Origin of the sequence: Micromonospora sp. NPDC049101 (genome assembly GCF_040648675.1) — a bacterium.
GTDB lineage: Bacteria > Actinomycetota > Actinomycetes > Mycobacteriales > Micromonosporaceae > Micromonospora.
The window spans coordinates 23,919-45,799 of record NZ_JBEZED010000033.1; the positions used below are offsets into that span (position 1 = coordinate 23,919).

Annotated in this window: 17 protein-coding genes; 7 read left to right on the plus strand and 10 right to left on the minus strand. The window is 71.0% G+C overall.

From position 1 onward, the window contains the following. Positions 1 to 297: 297 nt before the first annotated feature. Positions 298 to 1,653: a glycosyl hydrolase family 18 protein gene (locus AB0B57_RS31770; RefSeq protein WP_357078233.1), complete on the plus strand. Its 1,356-nt coding sequence runs from the start codon at positions 298 to 300 to the stop codon at positions 1,651 to 1,653. An 89-nt stretch (positions 1,654 to 1,742) separates the two neighbouring features. Here AB0B57_RS31770 and AB0B57_RS31775 read toward each other — a convergent pair whose 3' ends face one another. Further along, positions 1,743 to 2,723 (minus strand): GNAT family N-acetyltransferase, encoded by a 981-nt coding sequence (locus tag AB0B57_RS31775; protein WP_357078236.1) that lies wholly within the window; start codon positions 2,721 to 2,723, stop codon positions 1,743 to 1,745. Here AB0B57_RS31775 and AB0B57_RS31780 point away from each other — a divergent pair. Further along, complete coding sequence (locus tag AB0B57_RS31780; RefSeq protein ID WP_357078239.1) at positions 2,722 to 3,648, plus strand: AraC family transcriptional regulator; 927 nt, start codon at positions 2,722 to 2,724, stop codon at positions 3,646 to 3,648. The two genes, AB0B57_RS31775 and AB0B57_RS31780, sit on opposite strands and share 2 nt — an antisense overlap. Before the next feature lie 181 nt (positions 3,649 to 3,829). Here the strand turns inward: AB0B57_RS31780 and AB0B57_RS31785 are convergent, their stop codons facing one another. Beyond that, entirely contained in the window at positions 3,830 to 10,015 is a 6,186-nt protein-coding gene (locus tag AB0B57_RS31785; protein ID WP_357078242.1) for a S8 family serine peptidase, read from the minus strand. Between the two features lie 247 nt (positions 10,016 to 10,262). Continuing rightward, entirely contained in the window at positions 10,263 to 13,217 is a 2,955-nt protein-coding gene (locus AB0B57_RS31790; protein ID WP_357078245.1) for an AAA family ATPase, read from the minus strand. A 122-nt stretch (positions 13,218 to 13,339) separates the two neighbouring features. Here AB0B57_RS31790 and AB0B57_RS31795 point away from each other — a divergent pair, with 122 nt between their 5' ends. After that, entirely contained in the window at positions 13,340 to 14,110 is a 771-nt protein-coding gene (locus AB0B57_RS31795) for an ArsR family transcriptional regulator (RefSeq protein WP_357078248.1), read from the plus strand. A 15-nt stretch (positions 14,111 to 14,125) separates the two neighbouring features. Continuing rightward, complete coding sequence (locus AB0B57_RS31800; RefSeq protein ID WP_357078251.1) at positions 14,126 to 14,521, plus strand: VOC family protein; 396 nt, start codon at positions 14,126 to 14,128, stop codon at positions 14,519 to 14,521. 24 nt (positions 14,522 to 14,545) lie between these two features. Here AB0B57_RS31800 and AB0B57_RS31805 read toward each other — a convergent pair whose 3' ends face one another. Together AB0B57_RS31805 and AB0B57_RS31810 are read right to left on the minus strand one after the other, a co-directional pair. Continuing rightward, positions 14,546 to 15,208 carry a response regulator transcription factor gene (locus AB0B57_RS31805; protein WP_357078253.1) on the minus strand — a complete coding sequence of 221 codons (663 nt, stop codon included), beginning with the start codon at positions 15,206 to 15,208 and terminating at the stop codon, positions 14,546 to 14,548. Next, positions 15,205 to 16,311 (minus strand): sensor histidine kinase, encoded by a 1,107-nt coding sequence (locus tag AB0B57_RS31810; RefSeq protein ID WP_357078256.1) that lies wholly within the window; start codon positions 16,309 to 16,311, stop codon positions 15,205 to 15,207. Before AB0B57_RS31810 ends, AB0B57_RS31805 begins: the two co-directional genes overlap by 4 nt. A 191-nt stretch (positions 16,312 to 16,502) precedes the next feature. Between AB0B57_RS31810 and AB0B57_RS31815 the strand changes: the two genes are divergently transcribed. After that, positions 16,503 to 16,832 (plus strand): DUF6223 family protein, encoded by a 330-nt coding sequence (locus tag AB0B57_RS31815; protein WP_357078259.1) that lies wholly within the window; start codon positions 16,503 to 16,505, stop codon positions 16,830 to 16,832. A gap of 161 nt (positions 16,833 to 16,993) precedes the next feature. On the opposite strand, the gene AB0B57_RS31820 is transcribed toward AB0B57_RS31815, so the two are convergent. Together AB0B57_RS31820 and AB0B57_RS31825 are read right to left on the minus strand one after the other, a co-directional pair. After that, a complete protein-coding gene (locus AB0B57_RS31820; protein WP_357078262.1) occupies positions 16,994 to 17,842 on the minus strand; it encodes a hypothetical protein in 849 nt (282 codons plus the stop codon). An 86-nt stretch (positions 17,843 to 17,928) separates the two neighbouring features. Next, entirely contained in the window at positions 17,929 to 18,849 is a 921-nt protein-coding gene (locus AB0B57_RS31825; protein ID WP_357078265.1) for a cation diffusion facilitator family transporter, read from the minus strand. Between the two features lie 146 nt (positions 18,850 to 18,995). Here AB0B57_RS31825 and AB0B57_RS31830 point away from each other — a divergent pair, with 146 nt between their 5' ends. After that, positions 18,996 to 19,340 (plus strand): metalloregulator ArsR/SmtB family transcription factor, encoded by a 345-nt coding sequence (locus tag AB0B57_RS31830; RefSeq protein WP_357078268.1) that lies wholly within the window; start codon positions 18,996 to 18,998, stop codon positions 19,338 to 19,340. Continuing rightward, positions 19,340 to 20,041: a cation transporter gene (locus tag AB0B57_RS31835; RefSeq protein WP_357078271.1), complete on the plus strand. Its 702-nt coding sequence runs from the start codon at positions 19,340 to 19,342 to the stop codon at positions 20,039 to 20,041. Before AB0B57_RS31830 ends, AB0B57_RS31835 begins: the two co-directional genes overlap by 1 nt. Before the next feature lie 67 nt (positions 20,042 to 20,108). Here AB0B57_RS31835 and AB0B57_RS31840 read toward each other — a convergent pair whose 3' ends face one another. From AB0B57_RS31840 to AB0B57_RS31850, 3 genes are all read right to left on the minus strand, one after another. After that, the gene (locus AB0B57_RS31840) at positions 20,109 to 20,363 is read right to left on the minus strand and encodes a hypothetical protein (RefSeq protein ID WP_357078275.1); all 255 of its coding nucleotides are present in this window, start codon (positions 20,361 to 20,363) and stop codon (positions 20,109 to 20,111) included. 112 nt (positions 20,364 to 20,475) lie between these two features. Continuing rightward, complete coding sequence (locus tag AB0B57_RS31845) at positions 20,476 to 20,949, minus strand: hypothetical protein (protein ID WP_357078393.1); 474 nt, start codon at positions 20,947 to 20,949, stop codon at positions 20,476 to 20,478. Between the two features lie 37 nt (positions 20,950 to 20,986). Then, on the minus strand, positions 20,987 to 21,823 hold the full coding sequence (locus AB0B57_RS31850; protein ID WP_357078278.1) for a TIGR02452 family protein: 837 nt from the start codon (positions 21,821 to 21,823) through the stop codon (positions 20,987 to 20,989). Positions 21,824 to 21,881 lie beyond the last annotated feature (58 nt).

Below are 21,881 nucleotides of genomic sequence, written 5' to 3' on the forward strand. Positions count from 1 at the left end.
CACGGCCGCCGACGCGGCCCCGCCGGGGCCGCATCCGCCCGGCAACCCCGTTGAGGAGCACGTGGACGGCTGGCGGCCGGGCTCCGCTGCCGCGATGACGTGCCTGCTCGCCCGACCTCACCGTATTCGCGCCGAGGGGGAATCTCGGACGGAAGGGGAAAATCGCTCAGGTTTCGCCTTGTCGTAGGACACGCACCCAAGCGGGCACTTCGAGGATCTGTAAACAATCCTTGATATTAGGCTTCACGAACGTCAATATGTGGGGGTCGCGGGTCGTCGAAGCCTGGGGAGTGAGCCATGAGAAGCCGTCGGATTTTCGCAGTGGTAGCCGGGGCGGCGATGACCGTCACGGCCGCCGTCGCCTTCGTCCCCAGCAGCATGGCGGCCGTGCCCTCGGCCAACGCCGTCGCGATGGTCGCCTGCACCGCCCCGGCCTGGGCCGAAGGCCCCACCTACCAGGCGGGTGCCCAGGTCACCTACGGCGGCCGGCTCTACCAGGCGCTCGTCACCCACACCGCGCACCCCGGCGCCGGCTGGAACCCCGCCGCGACCCCGTCGCTCTGGCGTGACCTCGGCGCGTGCTCGGGAAGCACGCCACCGCCCACCACGCCACCACCCACCACGCCACCACCGACGACCCCGCCGCCCACCACGCCACCACCGACCACCGCTCCCCCCACCACGCCGCCGCCAACCGGTGGGACCTGCGCGGTGAAGTCGCGGCCCACCGGCAAGGTGCTGCAGGGCTACTGGGAGAACTGGGACGGGGCCGCCAACGGCGTACACCCCGGCCTCGGCTGGATCCCGCTCACCGACAGCCGGCTCAACCAGCACGGCTACAACGTGATCAACGCGGCGTTCCCGGTGATCCGCTCGGACGGCACGGTCCTCTGGGAGAACGGCATGGACGCTGGCGTGAAGGTGGCCACCCCGGCCGAGATGTGCCAGGCCAAGGCGGCCGGCGCCACCATCCTGATGTCGATCGGCGGGGCCGCCGCGGGCATCGACCTGAGCTCCACCGCGGTCGCCGACCGGTTCATCGCGACGATCGTGCCGATCCTGACCGCCTACCACTTCGACGGCATCGACATCGACATCGAGACCGGCCTGACCGGCAGCGGCAACATCAACACCCTGTCCACGTCGCAGGCCAACCTGATCCGGATCATCGACGGCGTGCTGGCCCGGATGCCGTCGAACTTCGGCCTGACCATGGCACCGGAGACGGCGTACGTCACCGGCGGCAGTGTGGTCTACGGCTCGATCTGGGGCTCGTACCTGCCGATCATCAAGAAGTACGTGGACAACGGCCGCCTCTGGTGGCTGAACATGCAGTACTACAACGGCAGCATGTACGGCTGCGCCGGCGACTCGTACCCCGCGGGCACCGTGCAGGGCTTCACGGTGCAGACGCAGTGCCTGAACAACGGCCTCACCATCCAGGGCACCACCATCCGCGTGCCGTACGACAAGCAGGTCCCCGGGCTGCCCGCGCAGATCGGGGCGGGCGGCGGCCACCTGTCGACGTCGCTTGTCACGCAGGCCTGGAACTCCGTGCCCGGCCTCAAGGGCCTGATGACCTGGTCGGCGAACTGGGACGGGTCGAAGGGCTGGACCTTCGGCGACAACGTGAAGCGCCTACAGGGCCGCTGACGGCGACGGTGCCGGGCCCCCCGCCAGCCGGTCATCCGACCGGCAGGGAGCCCGGCGCCTCGAACGGCCGGCGTCTCGTCCGTTCCTGCTCAGCGGAGTCGCTGACGCCCCAGGACGTACCTGTCGACGCGATTGCCGTACCGGCCGATCCCCGGCCCTCCCAACCGGAAGCCCAGGGATTGGAAGAGCTGCGAGGACCGGACATGCTGACTGTCGATCTCGGCGACGATCGGGAGACCCGCGAGGCCGCGGGTGATCCGGAGCTGACCGAGCACGGCACGGAGCGCTTCGCGGGCGTAGCCGTTCGACCACCGCGCGGGGGTGATCCAGACCCCGATCTCGAGGTCGTCCGCCCGACGCTCGACGGCCACCACGCCGACCTGCTCGTCGGTGTGGCGATCCGCGACCTGGAGCCACACTCCGCTGCCCTGTTCGTGCGCGGCCCGGCCCCGGTGGAACCGGTCAACCGCGCGCTGCCGGCTCCACGGGGCGCCGTCGCCCACGAGATGCGTCACCTCCGGATCAAGGGCCAGAAGGAGAAATGCCGGCAGCTCTGACTCCCGGTAGGGCCGCAGGAGCAGACGGGCCGTCATCAGCGTGGATACCCAGCGGTCGTAGCGGACACCGTCAGGGCCGTTGGGGGTGGGCCCCCTCCCCGGGGTCGTCAGGGCCTTCCCCGCCGTGCTGTCCACGTGGTCGGGAACCGCACCCTCGTGGCGATCGCCGGTGGTGGAGGTCCCGGTCGGCTCGAACATCAGAATCGACCCGCCCGGCGAGGACGGCTTGTGCTCGGTGCCCTTGGGAACCACGAAGGTGTCGCCCTGACGCAGCACGACTGTGTGTTCCTGCCCGGCCGCGTCGCGGTAGGCGACATTGAACTGGCCGTCCAGGACCAGGAAGAACTCGTCGGTGTCCTCGTGGACGTGCCAGACGTGCTCGCCCCGGGTGTGGGCGATCCGCACGTCATAATCGTTTGTCCGAGTCACGATTCGCGGACTGTAGACGTCGTCGAACGACGCAAGCGCCTCGGACAGATTCACGACGGCCAGGTGAGCGGGAGTGATCGACATGGACCGAGCATCCCCCGGGGCCGCCGCGCCGGTCTTGGACGTTCTTGACGCCGACGGCGCCCGACCGCCCGGTTGCCGAGTCCGGGCCTGGCGGCCACCGGTCCCCGAGATCAGCGAGGTGTTCCACGCCCAGATCGTCGACTACGCCTACCCGCCGCACGCCCACGACACCTGGACGGTGCTGATCCTCGACGCCGGCGCCCTCCGTTACGACCTCGACAACCGACACTGTGGGGTGAGCGGCACCGACTATGTCGCTGTCCTGCCACCCGGAGTGGTCCACGACGGCCGCCCCGCCGCCGACGCGCCCGGCTTCCGCAAGCGCAACCTGTACCTCGACCCGGCGTTTTTGCCCGCCAGTCTGATCGGCTCCGCCGTCGACCACACCGTCCTCCGCGACGGCCCGCTGCGCCGAGCCCTCGCCGGGCTCCACCAGGTCCTTGCTGCCGACGAGGACCCGCTGAACGCCGAAGCCCGTCTCGCCATGGTCAGGCAACGACTCACCGACCACCTGGCCGCCGTGCCTTCTCCGCCGGCCCGGCCGGAACCGCAGGCCGCCCGCGCGCTGAGGGCGCTGCTCGACGAGCACACGGTGGAGGCCGTCAGCCTCGCCGCCGCCGCTCGCCTCCTGGGCCGTTCGGTACCGCACCTGGTCCGCAGCTTCGGCCAGACCTTCGGGATCAGTCCGCACGCGTACATCATCGGGCGGCGGGTCGAGGCCGCCCGCAAACTTCTCCTCACCGGCATCCCGCCGGCCGAGGTGGCGATCGCCGTCGGCTTCTGCGACCAGGCCCACCTGACTCGGCATTTCCGCCGACACACCGCCACCACGCCGGCCCGGTACAGCCGCACCCGGCAGGCAACGCATCCTCCTCGGGCAACCAGTCAGAGCCTCCGCGGCGATCCTTCGCCGCGGAGGCTCTGACCACTCGGCTAGGGCGTGTGTCAAGGTCCTCGGTCGAGCCGAGGCGGAGTCCAGGCGGCGGTCCGGCAAGGCGGGAATTGGCCCGGATACCGGTGTTGTATCCGGGCCAATTCCCAATGCGGCCGGTCGTCGTCTGGGCCCGCCGCAGGCCGGCCAGAGGGGCTTTGACACACGCCCTAGCTCAGAGGCGCGGATCCTGCTGGACCATGAGGGCGTTGAGGATCGGGTCGTGCTCGCCCTTGTCGCGGCGCAGCTCGATCCTCAGGTCGCCACCGGCGTGCTCGACGGTGACCAGGTTGGTGTCCGCGGTCAGCGTGCCCACGGTCGCCTGTACGTCGTGGTCGTACAGCACGACCTTGCCGCCGACCAGGACGTCGAAGGCCCGCTTGCCGGCCTTGACCTTCTCGATTTCCGCGAAGTCGAGGGCGACCCGGTACTTTCCGGCCGGGGCGTTCTTGAACACGTAGCTGAACGTCTCGCCGGTCCGCTGGCTGCGGAACAGCGCGTCGTCCTTGGTGCCGGCGATGTCGGCCCTGGTGGTGCGCGCCTTGCCGCCGACGTAGCCCCACGGCCGCGAGCCCAGCGCCTGGTCGGGCGCCCAGCCGAAGCCGTCGGTGCCGACGTGCCCGGGCCCGCCGACGTCGACGCCCTTCCAGTAGGCCGAGGTCGCCAGGCGGACCGGCTTGAGCTGGGCTTCACCCTTGCCGGCGTTCGACGCCACGAGCACGTCGCCGACGAGTACGCCCGGCTTGACGCCGGCGTTGTCGGCCGTCGCCGTGACCGTGGTGGACGCGCCGACCGCGAGCGTGACAGTGCCGGTGGCGGCCGCGCCCGTGAGGGTCAACCACGGAAGGTCGGCCGCTTCGTGCCCGCCGTCGTCGGTGCGCTTCTGCTCGCTGATCCGCACGTCGAGCGGGGCGGAGCCGGTGTTGGTCACTGTCACGTCGGCGGTCGCCTTCTGGTCCTTGTCGAGGAGCCAGTCGAGGTCGCCGCCGGTGACGGTGGCGACGCCCGTGGTCAACGCTGTGTTGACCACCTCGGCCTGATCCTTCCTGGCGATGGTCACCGGGTGGCTGGCGGTGACGTAGTTCGGCGCCGAGACCTGAACGGTGTTTCCACCGACCAGCGCCTGGGCCTTCCACCGGCCCAACTCGTCGGTCGTGATGACCCGTTCACCGCTCGGTCCGCTGAGCGTGACGATCGCGCCCGCGATCGGCTTGCCGTCGTTCGCGTTGGTGGCCGTTCCCTCGATCGTGCCCGCCGCCGGGAGGGTGTATTCCAGCCCCAGGCCGGCCTTCAGGACGGGCTGGTTGAAGGAGTACTGACTCGCCGGGTTGCGCGTCAGGCTCTCCACGCCGACAGTCGCCGACGACCCTCGGGTGAGGGGGTTGTCGCCGCCGATCCCGTCGCCGTACCCGATCTGGATCCGCCCGTCCGCGATCAGGGTGACCGAGAAGCTCACCCGAGCCGTCCGGTCACTGTAGAAGGCGACGTCGCGCCACTCGACGACCTGCGCCGCCAGTCCGTCCACCTGCGTCGTGCCGTAGTAGATGCCTGCCTCGTCGTCGACGATGAGGTCGTCCCAGAGCGGGTAGATCGCGTCGATCGGGTACGGCGACGGCAGTGCCGTGTTGTTCCCCAGCGTGCTGGCGCGGTCGAAGGTCAGCGTGCCGTTCGTCGTCACGCACACGCCGTCCCAGGCCGTGTCGTAGAACGGAGCCAGGAAGCTGGAGTCGAACCACAGCGGGCCGCAGAGGTCGTCGCCGTGCCACCCGGACTCCTGCGTGCCCTGGCGGTAGAGCCCGTCGGTCACCTTCACCGAGTACGAGCGGCCGGCGGGAGCCACCGGCACGGGGCCCGGCTCCGGCTGCTCGGGTTGGGGCTCCGGCTCGGCCGCGTCGGCGCGTGGGTCGAGCGTCACCCGCAGCGCGGCAACGGTCGGGGCCTTCAGTCCCTTCGCGCCCCGCAGCTCCACGGTCAACGGACCGCCCTTGTGCTGCACGACGGCGGTGCGCCAGTCGGCGGTGTTCGGCCCCACGGCCGCCGCCGCGTCGTACGCGTACTCCGTCAGCGAGCCGTCCACGACGACGTCGAACACCCGCTTGCCCCTGGCCACCTTCTCGATCTCGGCGAACCCGAGATCGATCGCATAAGTGCCCTTGGGAGCGTCGGGGAAGCGGTAGAACAGCTCCTTCTCCTGGGTGGTGCGCTGCGACTGGAACAGGGCGTCGTCAGTCGTACCGTTGATCGCGGCCTTCGTGGCGGCGGTCTTCGTCCTACCCTCGTAGCCCCACGTCTTCTTGCCGGCGGCCTGGTCGGCGGCCCAGGTGAAGCCGGAGCCGTCGGTGAACGACGGTCCGCCGGCGTTGACGCCGACCTGGTACTTCGTGGTCGTGAGCGTCACCGGGACGTAGGTCTTGGACTGGCGTCCGGAGTCGGACCTGACCACGATGTTCGCGCCGAGGACTCCCGGCTTGGTGTCCTTCGAGGAGACCGAGACCTTGACGGTCGTCGACGCGCCCGGGGCGAGGGTGCCGCCGGTCGAGGAGAGCGACAGCCACGGCAGGTCGGTGATCAGGTCGTCCTCGACGTCGACGAGCACGACGTCATCGGCGATCTGGTCCGCCGCCCACAGCGCCCCGGTCGAGTCGGTTTCGAGGCCGCCGCCCTGGCCCGCCTTCTGGCCCGGGAACCACCACGCGTTCACCAGCGAGCAGTCGTCGGGGTCGACCTGCAACAGGCGGGTGGGCCGGTTCGAGGTGAGATCGGTGTACCAGATGGTGTCGGACGACTGGTTGTAGGCCAGGCCCATCACCTCGGGCAGCGGTGGGGCGCAGAACGACAGCAGCGCACCCGGCTTGTCGTGCGAGGTCCCGGCGACGGTGCCGATCATGCCGTTCTTCCGGCCACCGACGTAGAACACGTCCTGCGTCGGGTTGTAGGCGAGTCCGGTCAGTTGCAGCGTGGACCAGTCACCCTTGATCTGCCGGGTCTCCTTCCCGGTCGTCCGGTCGAAGCAGTGGATATAGCTGGCCGGGCTGTCCTCCATCTGGCACATGTCGCCGGTCTTGGTGTCGAGTGCCATGTCGAACGCCCGGTACGCGGGGTTCCACGACGCGTCGAAGACCTTCCCGGTCGGCTTGCCGGTCACCGTGTACGCGGTGTTGGTCCGCGCGTTGTAGTCGTGGACCCAGACGTCACCGTCGTACCCGATGCCGGAGGGCTCCTTCTTCTCGATCGTGCCCGGGATGGCGATCCGGGTGATGACGTCACCGCCGGAGGTCGCGCCGACCTCGGCGGCCGCCTGTGCCTCCGCCGCCTTCACCGTCGCCGCCTTGCCGTCGACGTTCGACGGCTTCATGCCGCTCGCACCGGCCTTCCACGCGGTGAGGTCGATCGTGCTGGCCGCACCCTTCCCGGTGCGCGTGGTGGCGCCGGCGGCGTCCAGGTCGGGGTGGCGGGCGGCCTCGCCCAGGTTGTACGTGAGTGGGGCGGAACCGTTGTTGGTGAGCGTCAGCGAGCCCACGCCGTTCTGGTCGGTGCCCAGCACGGCGTCGAGGCCGTCGGCCTTCAGGCCGGCGACGCCCGTGGTCAGCCGCGCGTCGATCTTCGCTTTCGCGTAGAGCTTGTCGAGGGAGAAGGGGTACGCCGCGGTCGGGTAGTTCGGCGCGTCGACGGTCATGGTGTAGTCGCTGACGGGAAGCTGGCGATGCACGATGCCGGTCCCGTTGGTCGTGACGGTCTCCACGAGCCCGGACTTGTTCGTGAACGAGACCTTGGCCCCGGCGACCGGCAGTGCGTCGTTCTTGTCGACGACAGTCGCGTCGAGGTACCCGAAGTCCGGCAGGTCGTAGGTGACGATCATCCCGTCGCGCAGCACCGGGGCGCTGTCGGAGAACCGGATGCCGTCGACGCCGGCCCAGCCCTGGATGCCGGTGACGGCGTGGACGCCGGCGGTCACCGGGTCGTCGGATCCGACGCCGTCGCCGTACCCGAAGATCACGGTGCCGGAGCGGGTGAGCGTGGCCGAGAAGCTGACCGGCTCCGTGTACTCGGTCCGGTCCGGATAGGCCCAGAGTTTGGCGTCGCGGTACTCGACGACGAACGCGTCCTCGCCGTTGACCTTGGTGGCCGCCGTGAAGACTCCCCCGCCAGGGGCGAACTCGACGGGGGTCTCGACGTAGAACGGGAAGATGCCCGCCCCGCCATAGCCGGGTCCGGTGGCGCCGTCCGGGGCGATCACGCCGCGCAGACCGATGCCGAGGGTGTCGTGGCTGCCGTTGTAGAGCGCGATCGGGAACGGCAGCTTCACCGTCGCCCACACGCCGCTGCCGAAGGTGACCGGGTCGGTGCCGCGCAGGTGTTCACCCTCGGAGACGGCGCAGCTGTAGCCGCCCTCGTCGACGACGAGCCCGACGCGGATCTCGCGCGACTCGTTCTGCGCGCCGACGCTCAGCGCGACGCTCGTGGGCGAGAAGCAGGCGTTGGGCGTGACGGTGAGGGTGTACCCGCCCTCGGGGACGGCGCCGATCGTGAACGCGCCGTTGGCATCGGTGCGTACCGGCTTCAGCGGCGTGTCCCGGACGGAGACGTCGGCGTTCGGAACGGGCCGCGACTTGTCGTCGACGACCCTGCCGCTGATGTCGTGCCGCACGGCAGCCGTGAGCGGCAGCTTGACGGAGGTGTCCTGGCCGAGGGTGATCGTGACGTTCGCGGTCGCGGTCAGGTAGCCGAAGACCTTGGTGCTGAGCTGGTAGTCGCCGACCGGGAGGTTCGTGGTGAACCGGCCGTCCTTGTCGGTGCCGATCGACCGGCTGAACGGTCCGCTGATCGTCACGTCGGCGGCGGGGACCGGGGCGCCGTTGGCGGTGACGACGCCGGTGAGGGTGCCGCCCTTGCGGGGCGCGAGTTCGAGCAGCCGGACGAGGTCGAGCCGGCCTTCGCCAAACTTGTTGTTGACGTCGGCGGTGCCGCCGCACTCGGTGTCGTCGACGTCGACGGCCGACTCACCGAGCAGGCGGCGGGTCTCCTCGACCTGCCCGATGAGGGTCGGGTCGTAGCTCCACAGCGCCGCGACGGCGCCGGCAACGTGCGGGGCGGCCATCGAGGTGCCGGACATCTCGACGTAGCCGTTGCCCGGGTACGACGAACGGACACCGTCGCCCGGGGCGGAGATCTCCGGCTTGATCCGGCCACCCTCACCCTCGCCCTTGCGGGAGAACAGCGCGAGCGTGCCGTCCGGCCTGGTGGCGCCGACGGAGTAGGCGCTCTCGGCGGAGCCGGGCGAGGAGACGGTGTCACAGTCCGCGTACGGTGCGGTGTTGCCCGACGACCAGACGCTGAAGATGCCCGCGGCGCTCCAGGCGTCGTCGATGGCCTGGAAGAAGTTGTTGAAGCTGTGCTCTTCGGTCTGGCCCCACGAGTTGTTGATGACGTGCGGGCGCTTGGACGGGTCGGGGTTGTTCCCGTGCACGTCGGTCGGGGCGAGCAGCCACCAGCCGGAGCGCAGCAGCGACTCGACGCCGGTGCTTTCGCAGCAGCCGTTCGTCGCGATCCACCGCGCGTCCGGGGCGACGCCGACGTGGTTGGTGCCGTCGTCACCGACCATGGTGCCCATGGTGTGCGTGCCGTGGCCGTTGTCGTCGCACGGCGCGTCGGCGCACGTGCCCCGGGCGGCCATCCAGTTGTAGTTGTGGTCGACAGTGCCGTCGGTTTTCGTGCCACGGTACTTCTGCAGCAGGGCGGGGTGGTCGAACTGGACGCCCGAGTCGAGGTTGGACACGGTGATGCCCGCACCGGTGGCGCCCATGGCCCAGGCCTCGGGTGCGTGGATGGCGTCCAGACCCCAGGTGGAGGTGCCCGCCTCGGCGGCGGCCTTCGGGGCGGGGCGGGCCTCCTGGTCGGCGGGGCTCTGCTCGTCGACGGGCTTGACCAGCGCGACCTGCGGCGTCGCGTGGATCTCGGCGACCTGCGACTTCGAGGCCACGGTGCGGGCGAGCTTCTCGTTGCCGCCCTTGACGAGCACCGTGTTGGCGATCGGGTAGGAGGTGTACTTGACGCCGGCCCGGTCGAGCTCGGTGGACACGGAGGCCAGGGAGGTCTTCGCCGCCGCGGTCAGCGCGTCGTAGACGAACTGCCCGCGAGCGGTCCAGTCGGTGATCTTCTTCGTCGGCGCGAGGTCGGCCCTGGTGTCGAACGTGATCCAGAAGTCGGACTTCGGCTCCGCGCGGAAGCGGTCCTTCAGGTTCGTGGCGATCTTGTCGGTGGGGGCACCGGGATCCGGTTCGACGGCGGACGCCGGTGGCGCCTGGATCAGGCTCAGGCCGACCGCTACGGCAAGCGTTGCCGCGAGGGCTGTGATTCTCATGAGAGTCCTTCGACCTACAGGGGTTGGTAGGGGTCGTGGTTCATGTGGTCGTCGGTACCGTCGGCGTCATGGGCGTCGGGGGCGCTGACGTGCGGCTCGCGAGGCGGCTCAGGTGGTGGCGGATGCTCGATGGCGGCGTCGTCACGCGCGACTTGTCGCTCAGGCACGCATTGCCCAAGGGCTATGGATCATGCAGCCATGCTCGGCGGGCTCAGTGGCCGTCGCTATCCAGCGGATACGTCAATTTTCACGACGGGACGTCGAGGGAGTCCTCTTCGGCGAACACTCCGGCCTCCACCGCCTTGACCGCGAGCGCGGTCCGGGTGGTCACCTTCAACTTGCGCATCGCCGCACGCAACTGTTGATCCACGGTCGCCGGTGACTTGGCCAGGATCCGGCTGATCTCCCGGTTGGTCTTTCCGGCGACGACCAGTTGGACCACGTCGAGCTCGCGCGGTGAGAGCTGGTCGCCGTACCCTCGTCGGCCGCCACGCCACAGTCGCGGTACCTCGGCGCCGTGCTCGCGAAGCCGCTGTGCGACACGGTCCGCGTCGCCACGGGCCCCGAGCCTGAACAAGTGCTCGTACTGTGCGGCCAGCAACTCTCGGCCGTGGTCGAGCCGGCCGTGCGCGATGAGCGCCTCGGCTTGCCGCTCGCGGGCGAGCATGGCGTCGTAGGGACGCGGCAACGCGCTCCAGGCGCGCGCCGCCCGATCCCACGCTGTGGCCGCCCGGGCGTGGTCTCCGGCCGCGGCGAGCAGCAGGGCACGGCATCCGGCGAGCGCGGCGCGAGGTGCGGGCGCCGTACGGCCCCGCAGCCCTCTGGCGAGCTGGTCACCCAGGCGCGTCGCGGCCCTGAGGTCCCCCGCGGCGAGATGCGCCTCGATCCGGGCGGGGACCAGGTCCGTCGCCCAGATCCAGATGCCCTTCCTCCGGACGGTGTCCATCGGCTCGTTGGTGACCTGCAGCGCCCGGCCGCTGTTTCCGTCCGTCAGCCACAGTCTGGCCAGCGCGGCGGCGGCCTCCATCGTGTCGTCGACCGCGCCGAGACGGGCGGACTCCTCCAGGACCAGGCGGAACTGCTCCTCGGCGGCGCGCCGCCGTCCGGCTGCGGCGGCCAGTCGGGCCGCGAGCCGGATGCTGCCGAGGTAGTGCGCCGGACGGTCGCGGTCCGCGTCGGCGAGTGCCGCGCCCTGTTCGGCGAGACCCTCCCACCGGCCGGTGAGCCACGCCAGGTTGGCCTGTTCGAGTCGGACGTTGTGCTGCAACCGGGACGCCTGCTCGGTCTCGGCGAGGTGCATGGCCACGGCGAGGTGGTCGTCCGCGTCGGCGTACCGGCCCCAGATCACCGCGCCGGTCCCGACGTTCGTGTGGATGCGGGCCACGTCGAGACGCTCCGCCGAGGTCGCGCCGTCGACGGGCAGGCCGGCGACGACGTCCCACGCCTCCTCCTCGCCGAGCATGAGCAGCGCCGCGGCTCGGTTGCCGGCCAGGTTCAGCCGTTCCGCGGGTGAGGCGAATTCGGTGGTGAGTTCAGCGGCGCGATCGAGCCAACGCCGATGGGTCGACGCCGGCCACGGTCCCGCGTAGGCCCAGCCCAGGTAGGTCATCGCCCGGGCCGCCTCGACCGGGTCATGGTCGAGGTTGGCCACCGCCTGCTCAAGCTCGCCGAGTGCGGCCTGCGCCTCACCCGCGGTGATCAGGAGCCGACCCAACGGGTTGCGGATCTCGGCCTGCTGGCGGGCGGAGAGACCGGGGGTTTCCAACACCGAGCGCAGGGTACGGATCACCCGCTGGTGGACCTGGTCGACCGGTTCGCGACGGCCCAGTGCGGCTACTCCGGCGATGCGCGCTATCCGTGCCCGGTCCACCGGCGGCAGCACGGCCCACGACAACAGGTCGACGAGCATGTCGACAGCCTTGGTGTGGTCGCCCGACGCCATGGCCAGCTCGGCACCCTGCTCGGCGTAGCGCGCCCAGGACCGCGTCTCGCCGGCCTCGCGGAAGTGGTGGGCAAGGCGTGCCACCGGCGGCGGGTGGATGTTCTCCAGGGCCCGGCCGGCCAGCAGGTGGACGTGTCTGCGGTCGGTCATCGGGATCGCCTCGTAGACAGCCGTCGCGGCCAGCACATGCCGGAATCGCCACTGGCCGCGGTCGTCTCCGTCCAGGACACCGGCGCCGGCCGCCTCCGTGATGGCGTCGCGACACGCGGCGGGCGACAGGCCGGCGGTCACCGCGATCGTGGCCACCGACGACCGCTCAGCCAACGTCGCCGCGGCTCGCAACACCTGCTGCGCCGTCGGCGACAGACGGCCCACCCGCTCCCGGGTGGAGTCGCGCACCGTCGGCGGCACCCGTAGCTCGCGCAGCTTCAGCCGGACCCACTGCCCGTCGCGGAAGACGAGGTCGGCGCGGTCGTACATGAGGCGAACCGACTCCTCAAGCGCCAGCGGGACACCACCGGTCCGCTCGTGCATGAACGTGGCGAACTCCTGCGATATCGGGTTGCCGTCCAGCATCGAGGACACCAGCGCCGCGGTGTCGTCGGGTCGCATCGGCGCCAGGGCGATCCTCAGTTGGGTCACGCCGGCGGGCAACCGGGACGTCAGCCGCAGCAACAGCGACCCGTCATCCACCTCCTCCGGCCGGTAGGAGATCACGAGGCTGGGCCCGTCCGTCTGCTGCCGGGAGGTGACGAACAGCAGGAACTCCAGGGTCACCTCGTCGGCCCAGTGGGCGTCCTCGAGCACGAGAACGTCGACGTGCAGAGCGCGCAGCAGCTCGTCCAGGGCGCGGAACAGCCGATGCCGGGCTGCCTTCGCGTCGTCCAACGGCGGTAGCGCGGGCGGCAGGTCCGCGGACCATTCCGGGAACAGGGGCCGTAACGCACCCGCGAGCGCGGTGAGCGGCAGTCGCGACACCGGGTGGTCGATCCCACCGAACGCGTCGACGATCGGCCCCAAGGTCAGCGACTCGCGCAGCGGTGGGCACACCGAGACCAGGGCGGTGCGCTGGCCCGGCGCCGCCAACCACTCGCGCAGCAGTCGGCTCTTGCCGATGCCGGCCTCGCCCTCCACCAGCACGATCGCCGGTGGCCGGGCCAGGGCGCCCCGGAGCGCTGCCATCTCCCGAGCACGGCCCACGAAGTCCGGTGTGGAGACCGTCGGCGCGGTCCCGTCGTCCTCGGGCGAGGGGTCGAGCATGCGTGATGATCTCGCTTTTCGCTGCTCGGGCGCAAGTACCGGAGGCAGGTAGCACCCTGCCGCCAATCCATCAAAAACATTTGATGGATCGTCTCTGTCTGATGTATCTTTCGGTTGTGGCGATGTCGAGTCAAACCGCTCCGGCGTTCGTGCGTCTCGCCGCCCATCCGCTGCGGTGGCGGCTGCTGACCGAGCTCGCGGCCAGCGACTACCGGGTCCGAGAGCTGGTGACGCTCGTGGACGAGCCACAGAGCCTGGTCTCCTATCACCTGCGGCTGCTGCGCGACGGCGGCCTGGTAGCCACCACCCGCAGCAGCTTCGACGGCCGCGACAGCTACTACCACCTGGATCTGGACCGTTGCGCCAAGGCGCTGGCCGACACCGGCGGCGCGCTGCATCCGGCGCTGCGCCGGGCACCCGTCGCGCCGCACGTGGTCCCGGTGAACCTGGGGCGCGCACCCCGCCTCGGCGTGCTGTTCGTCTGCACCGGCAACAGTGCCCGCTCACCGATCGCGGAGACCCTGCTCCGGCACCACACCGACGGCCGGGTGGAGGTGACCAGCGCCGGCACCCGGCCCAAACCCCGCCTGCACCCCAATGCCGTACGGGTGGTCCGCGAGGAATTCGGTCTCGACATCACCGGCCAGCGCCCCCGGCACTGGGACACGCTGACCGGTCGCCGGTTCGACTACGTCATCAGCCTGTGTGACAAGGCCCGCGAGGCATGCCCCGACTTTGCGGGCCACCCCCGGCGAGTGCACTGGAGCATCCCCGACCCGGCCCCGGCCGACGTCACCGACCAGGCCGGCTACCCGGCCTTCCAGCGCACCGCGGCCGACATCGCCACCCGCGTCAGACACCTGTTACCCGTCCTCAACGCCATCCGGCCCTGACGAAGAGATGCCGCCATGACACTGCCCGACCAGCACGCCAGCGTTCGCTACATTGTCGATGACGTCCAAGCGGCCATCGACTTCTACACCACCCGTCTCGGCTTCACCCTGCACAGCAGCGCCGTGCCCGCCTTCGCCGACGTCGTGCGCGGCCCGCTGCGGCTGCTGCTGTCCGGGCCGGCCAGTTCCGGCGCCCGCGCCACCCCTGACGACGTCACCGACGCCGGACGCAACCGCATCCACCTCGCCGTCGATGACCTGGATGCCGAGATCGACCGACTGCGCGGCACGGGCCTGTCGTTCCGCAGCGACGTGATCTCCGGCCCGGGCGGACGCCAGATCCTGCTCGCCGACCCCGCCGGCAACCTCGTCGAGCTGTTCCAACCCGCCCATCGACCGGACGCACCCTGACCCCCACCACGAGCGGCACACGTCCTAGCTGTCGCGCGGGGTCACCAGACCGGACTCGTAGGCGATGATCACGAGCTGTGCGCGGTCGCGGGCGCGCAGCTTGGCCATGGCCCGGTTGACATGGGTCTTCGCGGTCGCCGGGCTGATCACCAGGCGGTTGGCGATCTGGTCGTTGGACAGACCCCTCGCGACAAGCGTGACGGCTTCCCGTTCGCGGTTGGTCAGGACCGTCAGCGCCAGGCCGGGATCCAGCTGCGGCGGTTGGGAGACGTAGCGGTTGATCAGCTTGCGCGTGATCGCCGGCGCGAGCAACGCGTCCCCCCGGGCGGCGACGCGGACGGCGTGCAGGAAGTCCTCCGGCCGGATGTCCTTGACGAGGAACCCGGCCGCGCCGGCTCGAAGTGCGTCGAAGACGTACTCGTCCAGGCCGTAGTTGGTCAGGATGACGACGTGCACCCCGGCCAGCGTCGGGTCGGCCGCGATGCGCCGGGTCGCCTCGATACCGTCCACGAACGGCATCTGAATGTCGATGAGCGCGATGTCCGGCAGATGCTGCCTGGCCAGCGCCACACCCGCGGCACCGTCGGCGGCCTCGGCCACCACCTCGATGCCGTCCTCGGCGTTGAGCAGTGCGCGGAATCCGCTACGGATGAGCACCTGGTCGTCGACGAGCAGGACCCGGATCACGGCGTGCGTTCCAGTGGAAGTTCGGCCTGGACGGTGAAGCCGCCCTCACTGAGCGGTTCGGCACGGAGGCGGCCGCCGAGGGCGGTCACCCGTTCGCGCATCCCCAGCAGCCCGACCCCGGCCACCGGCACCAGCTCCGGTGTGGCCCCGCCGTCGTCGTCGACCCGGATGGCCACCGTGTCGAGCCGGTAGTCGATCCGGACCGATGCCGTGGCGGCCGCGGCGTGCCGGACGATGTTGGTCAGCGACTCCTGAACGATCCGGTACGCGGTCCGGTCCACCGCGGCTGGCACGTCGGCGCGGTGTCCCTCGACGGTCAGGGTCGCGTCCAGGCCGGTCGTCCGGGCGCGCCGCACCAGGTCCGCGACGTGGTCGAGCCCGCACGACCGCGTGTCCGCGTCGTCGCGCAGCGCCTCCAGGGTCGCGCGCAGTTCGCGGGACGCCTCGCGACCGGCGTCCCGGATCGCCAACAGCGCGTCCGGCACCGGGTCGCCCCGCTTCCGGGCCAGGTGCACCGCGACCTCGGCCTGCACCTTGATCACCGAGATCTGGTGGGTGAGGGTGTCGTGTAACTCCCGCGCGATGTGCAGCCGTTCCTCGTCGGCACGGCGCAGCGCGCTCTCCTCGCGGGTGCGCTCGGCCTCGTCCGCCCGCCGCTCGGCCTGGCGCAGCGCCTCGCCGGCCGCACCCGCGGCGATCAACCAGGCCAGTTCGAGAACGCCTCGGGCCTGCGCGAACGCCTCGCCCGGGTCGTACCGGCCCGACGCCATGGCCGCGACGGGAAGGGCCACCAGCGTGATCACACTGGTCACCACAGTGCCGGTGCGGTGCCCCGCGCGTACGGCGGCGTACACCGCGAACAGGTACGCGACGGCCGGCACGTCGACCCCGGCCCACTGACCGGCCACGGCGCACAGCCCGGTGAACGCCAGCACGGGGATCGGGGCGCGGCGACGCGCGGTAAGTGCCAGGCCCCCGGCCGCCAGCAGCACACCGCCGAACGGTTCGAGGCCGCGCGGTTCGGAAAGCCCGGTGACCAGGACGACGGTCGCCACACCGACCGCAACCGCCCAGTCCCGGACGCCGATGCGGGCCCTGCTCATGTGGGCACTCTAGCGGGGAGTCCGCCCTGGTCGACTCATGCCCGCGCAGGAGTGGCGACCTACCGCACCCGCGGTAGTTCGTCACTCCTACCGCGTCCGCGGCAGCGCGAGGTGACCGCGCCCGCACGACGCCGACGGATGGTGCCGAGGGCCAGGATTGGGCAACGTCCCGCCCGATCGAAGGAGATCGCATGTCACTCCAGCACCTCGCCGCATCCACTGTCGACGCCTACACCCTCACCGGTGGACGCCTCGTGGCCACCACCGCCGCGTTCGTGGCGCTGGCCGGCGCGATTGCCGGCGGACTCGCGCTCGCCCGCCGTGTCGGACGCCGAGGAACGACAGGAGCCCTGGTGGCGGGCATGATCGGGACGGTCGTCGGTGGGTGGGTGGTGGCCACCGCCGACGGAGGTCCCGGCAGCGGCAGCGGAGTCGTAGGTGGCTACGCGGCGCTGGCGCTGGGTGTGCTCGCCGTGGTCCTCGGCGGGATCGCGGCGGCCCGGTCCTCGCACCCCGCCTAGGGCGTGTGTCAAGCCCCTGGCCGGCCTGCGGCGGGCCCAGACGACGACCGGCTGCGTTGGAGATTGACCTGGATACAACACCGGTATCCAGGTCAATCTCCGCCTTGCCGGACCGCCGTCTGGACTCCGCCTCGGCTCGACCGAGGACGTTGACACACGCCCTAGGACACTGCCCGATGCCGTTCACCGGCTGGTTCGGTGAGGCCGACGACGAGCAGCAGGTACGCGGTCAACTCGGCCATCGCCGTGAGCGCCGGCATCGGTTGCGGCATGGACAGCGTGGGCGTGACGGCATCCCAGAAGAACCCGACGTTGTCGCTCCACAGGTGCAGGGGCATCGGGACCACGGCGATGCCGCTGTCCATCAGTGGCAGCGCCATGAGGGCCAGCAGCGCCGCGCCGGTCGAGGCGAGCCGCCGACCGTGGCCGAGAAGCGCCGAGGCGAGTGCCAGCGCGGCGATTCCGAGAACCAGGGGCGGCAGGACCGCCATGCTCACGGCCGTCGTCAGATCGGCCACGTCGGTGTCGCTCGCTCGCGGAGGTTCAGCAGCGGCGGTAAGCCAGGTGGCGACAACGCGCACGGCGGCGTACCCGATGACCAGCGCTGCCCCCACGACGGCCGGCACCGCCGTCCGCCAACGCCAACCACCGCGGCGAAACGCGACGAGCAGCACCAGGACCACGGTCAACGAAGCCCAACAGAGGGAGAGGCCGGACTCGAACGCGGACGGTGTCTCCGGGGCCGGGCCCGGCGTGAGCATCTGCACGCCGTAGCCAGCGCTGTCCCGAGCGGTCGGCATCGTCCGGACCGCGTCGGCGAGCAGGATCGCGAGGGATACGCCCAGCGCCCAGCGGGAGACCGGCGATCGGCTGACCATGGCGTGGGCAAGGAGCAGACCGACGCTCAGCACCTCGGCGTAACGCCAGATCGGACGGGCCGTCAGGACGCCTGCGACATGGACGGCGGCGCACACCGCCGCGGCGGACAGGAGGAACAGCCGAGGACGCACGGGCGCATCCTGCCACGAGCCGCGTGAGCCGCCGCTGCGCGCCAGCGACCTGGGTGCCGGTCAAGCAGAGGCCTCGATTTCGCGGTTCAGGGGTGAGTGGGGTGTTCGTGATCGGCGTGGCCTGCCGGTTCGAGCTGGAACGTGGAGTGTTCGACGTCGAAGTGCCCGGCCAGGCAGGTCTGCAGGGCGTCGAGTAGTTGTGGGGCGTGGCCGTCGTGGAAGCAGGAGTCGTCGACGACGACGTGCGCGGTGAGGACGGGCAGGCCCGAGGTCACGGTGTGTACGTGCAGGTCGTGCACGCCAAGGACGTGGTCGACGTCGGTGATGTGCTGGCGGATCTGTTCGAGGTCGGCCTCCGCCGGGGCGGCTTCGAGCAGGATGTTGACCGCGTCGCGCAACAGCCGCAGCGCACGGGGGGCGATGACGAGGCCGATGAGTAGGGACACCATCGCGTCGGCGCGGGTGAAGCCGGTCAGCGCGATGACCGCGGCGGCGGCGAGGACGCCGACGGAGGTGGCGGTGTCGGTGGCGACCTCGAGGAACGCGCCGCGCATGTTGAGGCTCGCGTCGCGGGCCCGGTAGAGCAACGCCACCCCGACGAGGTTGCCGACCAGACCGATCGCGGCGAAGACGGCCATGCCACCGGGTCGCACGTCGACCGGTTCGAACAGACGCCGGACGCCCTCGACGAAGACGTAGACGCCCATCCCGGCCAGGATCAGGCCGTTGACGGCGGCGGCGAGGATCTCCGCGCGCGCCCAGCCGAAGGTGCGCCGCCCGGTCGCCGGGCGGGCGGAGAGCATGGCCGCGCCGAGAGCGAGGGCGACACCGCCGGCGTCGGCCAGCACATGACCGGCGTCGGCGAGCAGCGCGAGGCTGTCGGTGAGGACCGCACCGACGACCTCAACCGCGAAGATCACCAACGACACCAGGAGTACGCCGGCCAGGGCTCGGCGGTGCCGCCCGGTCGCCGTCACCTGGTGGCTGTGGCCGTGGTCGTGGCCCATCAGTGGGTCTCCCTCGCCGCTCCGGCACCGTCGCGCCGGCCGATCAGATCGGAAATCATGCTCACATGCGCATACTAAGATGATTGGTTCGCGCCACGTCAAGACTCGTGACCAAATAGTTCAGCATTTTGTTTATTCAGCGGACGATGTACTGTTGCGTGGTGGAGACTCTGACGCACGGGCAGGTCCTGGCCCGCTTCGGTCACGCCCTGTCCGACCCGGTCCGCGCCCGCCTCCTGCTCGCCCTGCGCGAGGGGCCCGGCTACCCCGCGGACCTCGCCGACCTGCTGGGCACGAGTCGGCAGAACCTGTCCAACCACCTGGCGTGCCTGCGGGGCTGCGGCCTCGTCGTCGCGGTGCCAGAAGGCCGGCGCAGCCGCTACGAACTGGCTGACGCCCGACTCGTGCACGCCCTCGGAGACCTCCTCGGCCTGGTCCTGGCCGTCGACCCGGCCGCCTGCCCCGCCGCCGAGTCCGAGGGGTGCTGCTGATGGGCACGCCCCTGCCGTTGGTGTCGCTCGGCCCGTCACCGGCCCGACAGTCGGTCTTGATTCGGCGGGTGCGCCTGTTCGTCGCGGCGACGATCACCTACAACGTCGTCGAGGCGATCGTGGCGATCACCGCCGGCAGGATGGCCTCCTCGACCGCGCTGATCGGGTTCGGCCTCGACTCCGTCATCGAGGTGGCCTCCGCCGCCGCCGTCGCCTGGCAGTTCTCCGGACCCGACCACGAACGCCGCGAACGCGCCGCGCTACGCGTCATCGCGTTGTCGTTCTTCGCCCTCGCCGCGTACGTGACCGTCGAATCGGTGCGCGCGCTCGTCGGAGCGGACCGCGCGGAGCACACCACGATCGGCCTGGTCCTGGCCGCGGTGTCCCTGGCGGTGATGCCAGTCCTGTCGGCGGCGCAACGCCACGCCGGACACGAACTCGGCTCGGCGTCGGCCGTCGCGGACTCCAAACAGACCCTGCTCTGCACGTACCTCTCGGCGGTGCTGTTGGTCGGGCTCGCGGTCAACTCGCTGTTCGGCTGGTGGTGGGCCGACCCCGCCGCCGCCCTGATCATCGCTGCGGTCGCGGTGAAGGAAGGCCGCGAAGCCTGGCGCGGCGACACCTGCTGCGCCCCCGGCGCTGCCCTGCGCTCCCCCGCAGGCGGCGACGCCAGCGGGTGCTGCACCACCGACAGTCGCTGAGCGGACCTCCAGGAGGACCGCGTACCGGGGCGGCGACGCCGGCGGGTGCGGTGCCGTCAGGTGCCGGTCATCCCTCGGCGGTGGGTCGGCTGTGCACCACCAACTCGTCGATCTCCAGCCGGCCGACCCGCAACTCGCGCACGACGGCCCGGCGGATCGCCAGCCGCCCGATGGCCAGCGCCCCCACGGCCACGGCCCCGACCGCCAGCGCCCCCACGGCGAGGCCACCCAACGACGCCGCCCCCGCGGCCCGCGCACCCGTCGCCACCGCGCCGTCGGCGCGCGTCCCGGTCAACCGCATCAGGCGTACGTCTCGCTTCATCCCCCCATTGTCCGCGTATCGCCGGCCGCCCGCTGCCCACCCCGAGGCCCTGTCCCCCGTACCGTCCGCTCTGTTCACCTCCCGCTGCCGGGTGACCATCGGAGGCGCGCATCTAGGACGTCAGCTGCTGGGTCAGCCGGTCCAGGCCGCCCCTGATCAGCTGCCCGTACTGGTCGTCGCCGAGCGCGCCGATCCCCGCCCGTGCCCGCTCGACGTATTCGCGGGCCCGGTCGAGATCGCCGAGCCTGCGGTGGCACTCGGCCAGGCTGAGGTGCAACGACGGATACAGACCCGCCACCGACATCGGCACCCCAGCCTGCGCCAAGCGGGCATCGGTGAGCAGGTCGGCCGCCGCCAGCGCTCGCTCATCCCAGATCAGCTCCTGCTCGACGTCGTCCTGCACGTCGGCCATCGAGTGTGCGAGGACGCAGACGTGCAGAGGATCGCCGCGGTCCCCGCCGATCTCGTCCCAGATCTGCGTGAACAGGTCGCGGGCAGCCGCACGCTGGCCCTGATGATGATGCAGCTGCACAGCGTGGTTGATCCGGGTCAGCGTCGCCTCGAAGGCCGACGGCTGCTCCTGCACAGCTTCGTCTCGCGACGAGGGGGTGGATCCGCGCGGCTCACCCACGCTCGCTCCCCACCGCCGGATCCGCGGCGGCCCGCGGGAAGCGTGCCACGAACGTGCGGTACACCGGTGTTCCCGGCACGGTGTCGCGGATGGCGAACACCACGTGGTCGAAGCGGTCGACCTCGCGCAGCGCGTAGGCGAAGGCGTCGGCGACCGTAGCGGGATCGTTGCGGAACACGCCACACCCCCACGCGCCCAACACCAACGTCCGACGTCCGTGCGCGGCCGCGACCTCCAGCACCCGGCGGGCACGCCGGGCCAGCACCGCCGGCACGCCCGCGGCGTGTTCGGGCTGCTCGCGCAGGATCGCGCCCAGGTTCGGCGCCGCGGCGGTCAGGAACGACGTGGTGTACGGCTGGTCGAGCAGATCGCCCTCGTCGTCCCGGAACACCGGCACGTCCGGGGAGAAGATGACGCGGTCGCTGTACCGCAGGTCCCGCTGGTCGCGGTGGAACGCGTAGAACTCCGGGGCGGCACGGAGACACGCGTACAACGCCGAGGAGCGGGCGATGCTCTCCTCCTGCGCCTGCGCTCCACTCAAGAAGCCGCCACCCGGGCTCCTCGCCGAGGCGAACACCAGACAGGCCGCTCCGGGCGCCAGTCGACGGGCTGCCTGCAACGTCGACTCGTCCGTCACCTCCACCCTGCCTCCGCCGGGCTTCGCGTCGCCCGCCGCGGGCACCTCGTCTGGCAGGTGCAGACGAGTGCCGGCGACCGCGGCACGGACATCCTCGCCAACGTCGACCTCGGCACCGGCGCCAGTGCGATAGCGCCCCGAGTCAGCGATGGCGACAGTCTGCCGGGCAATCTCGCGGAGACGGTCGCTCACCCGGCGTACCCGTCCGTGCTGCGACCCTCGATCGTCACAAGCACCACGTTAGGCAGTC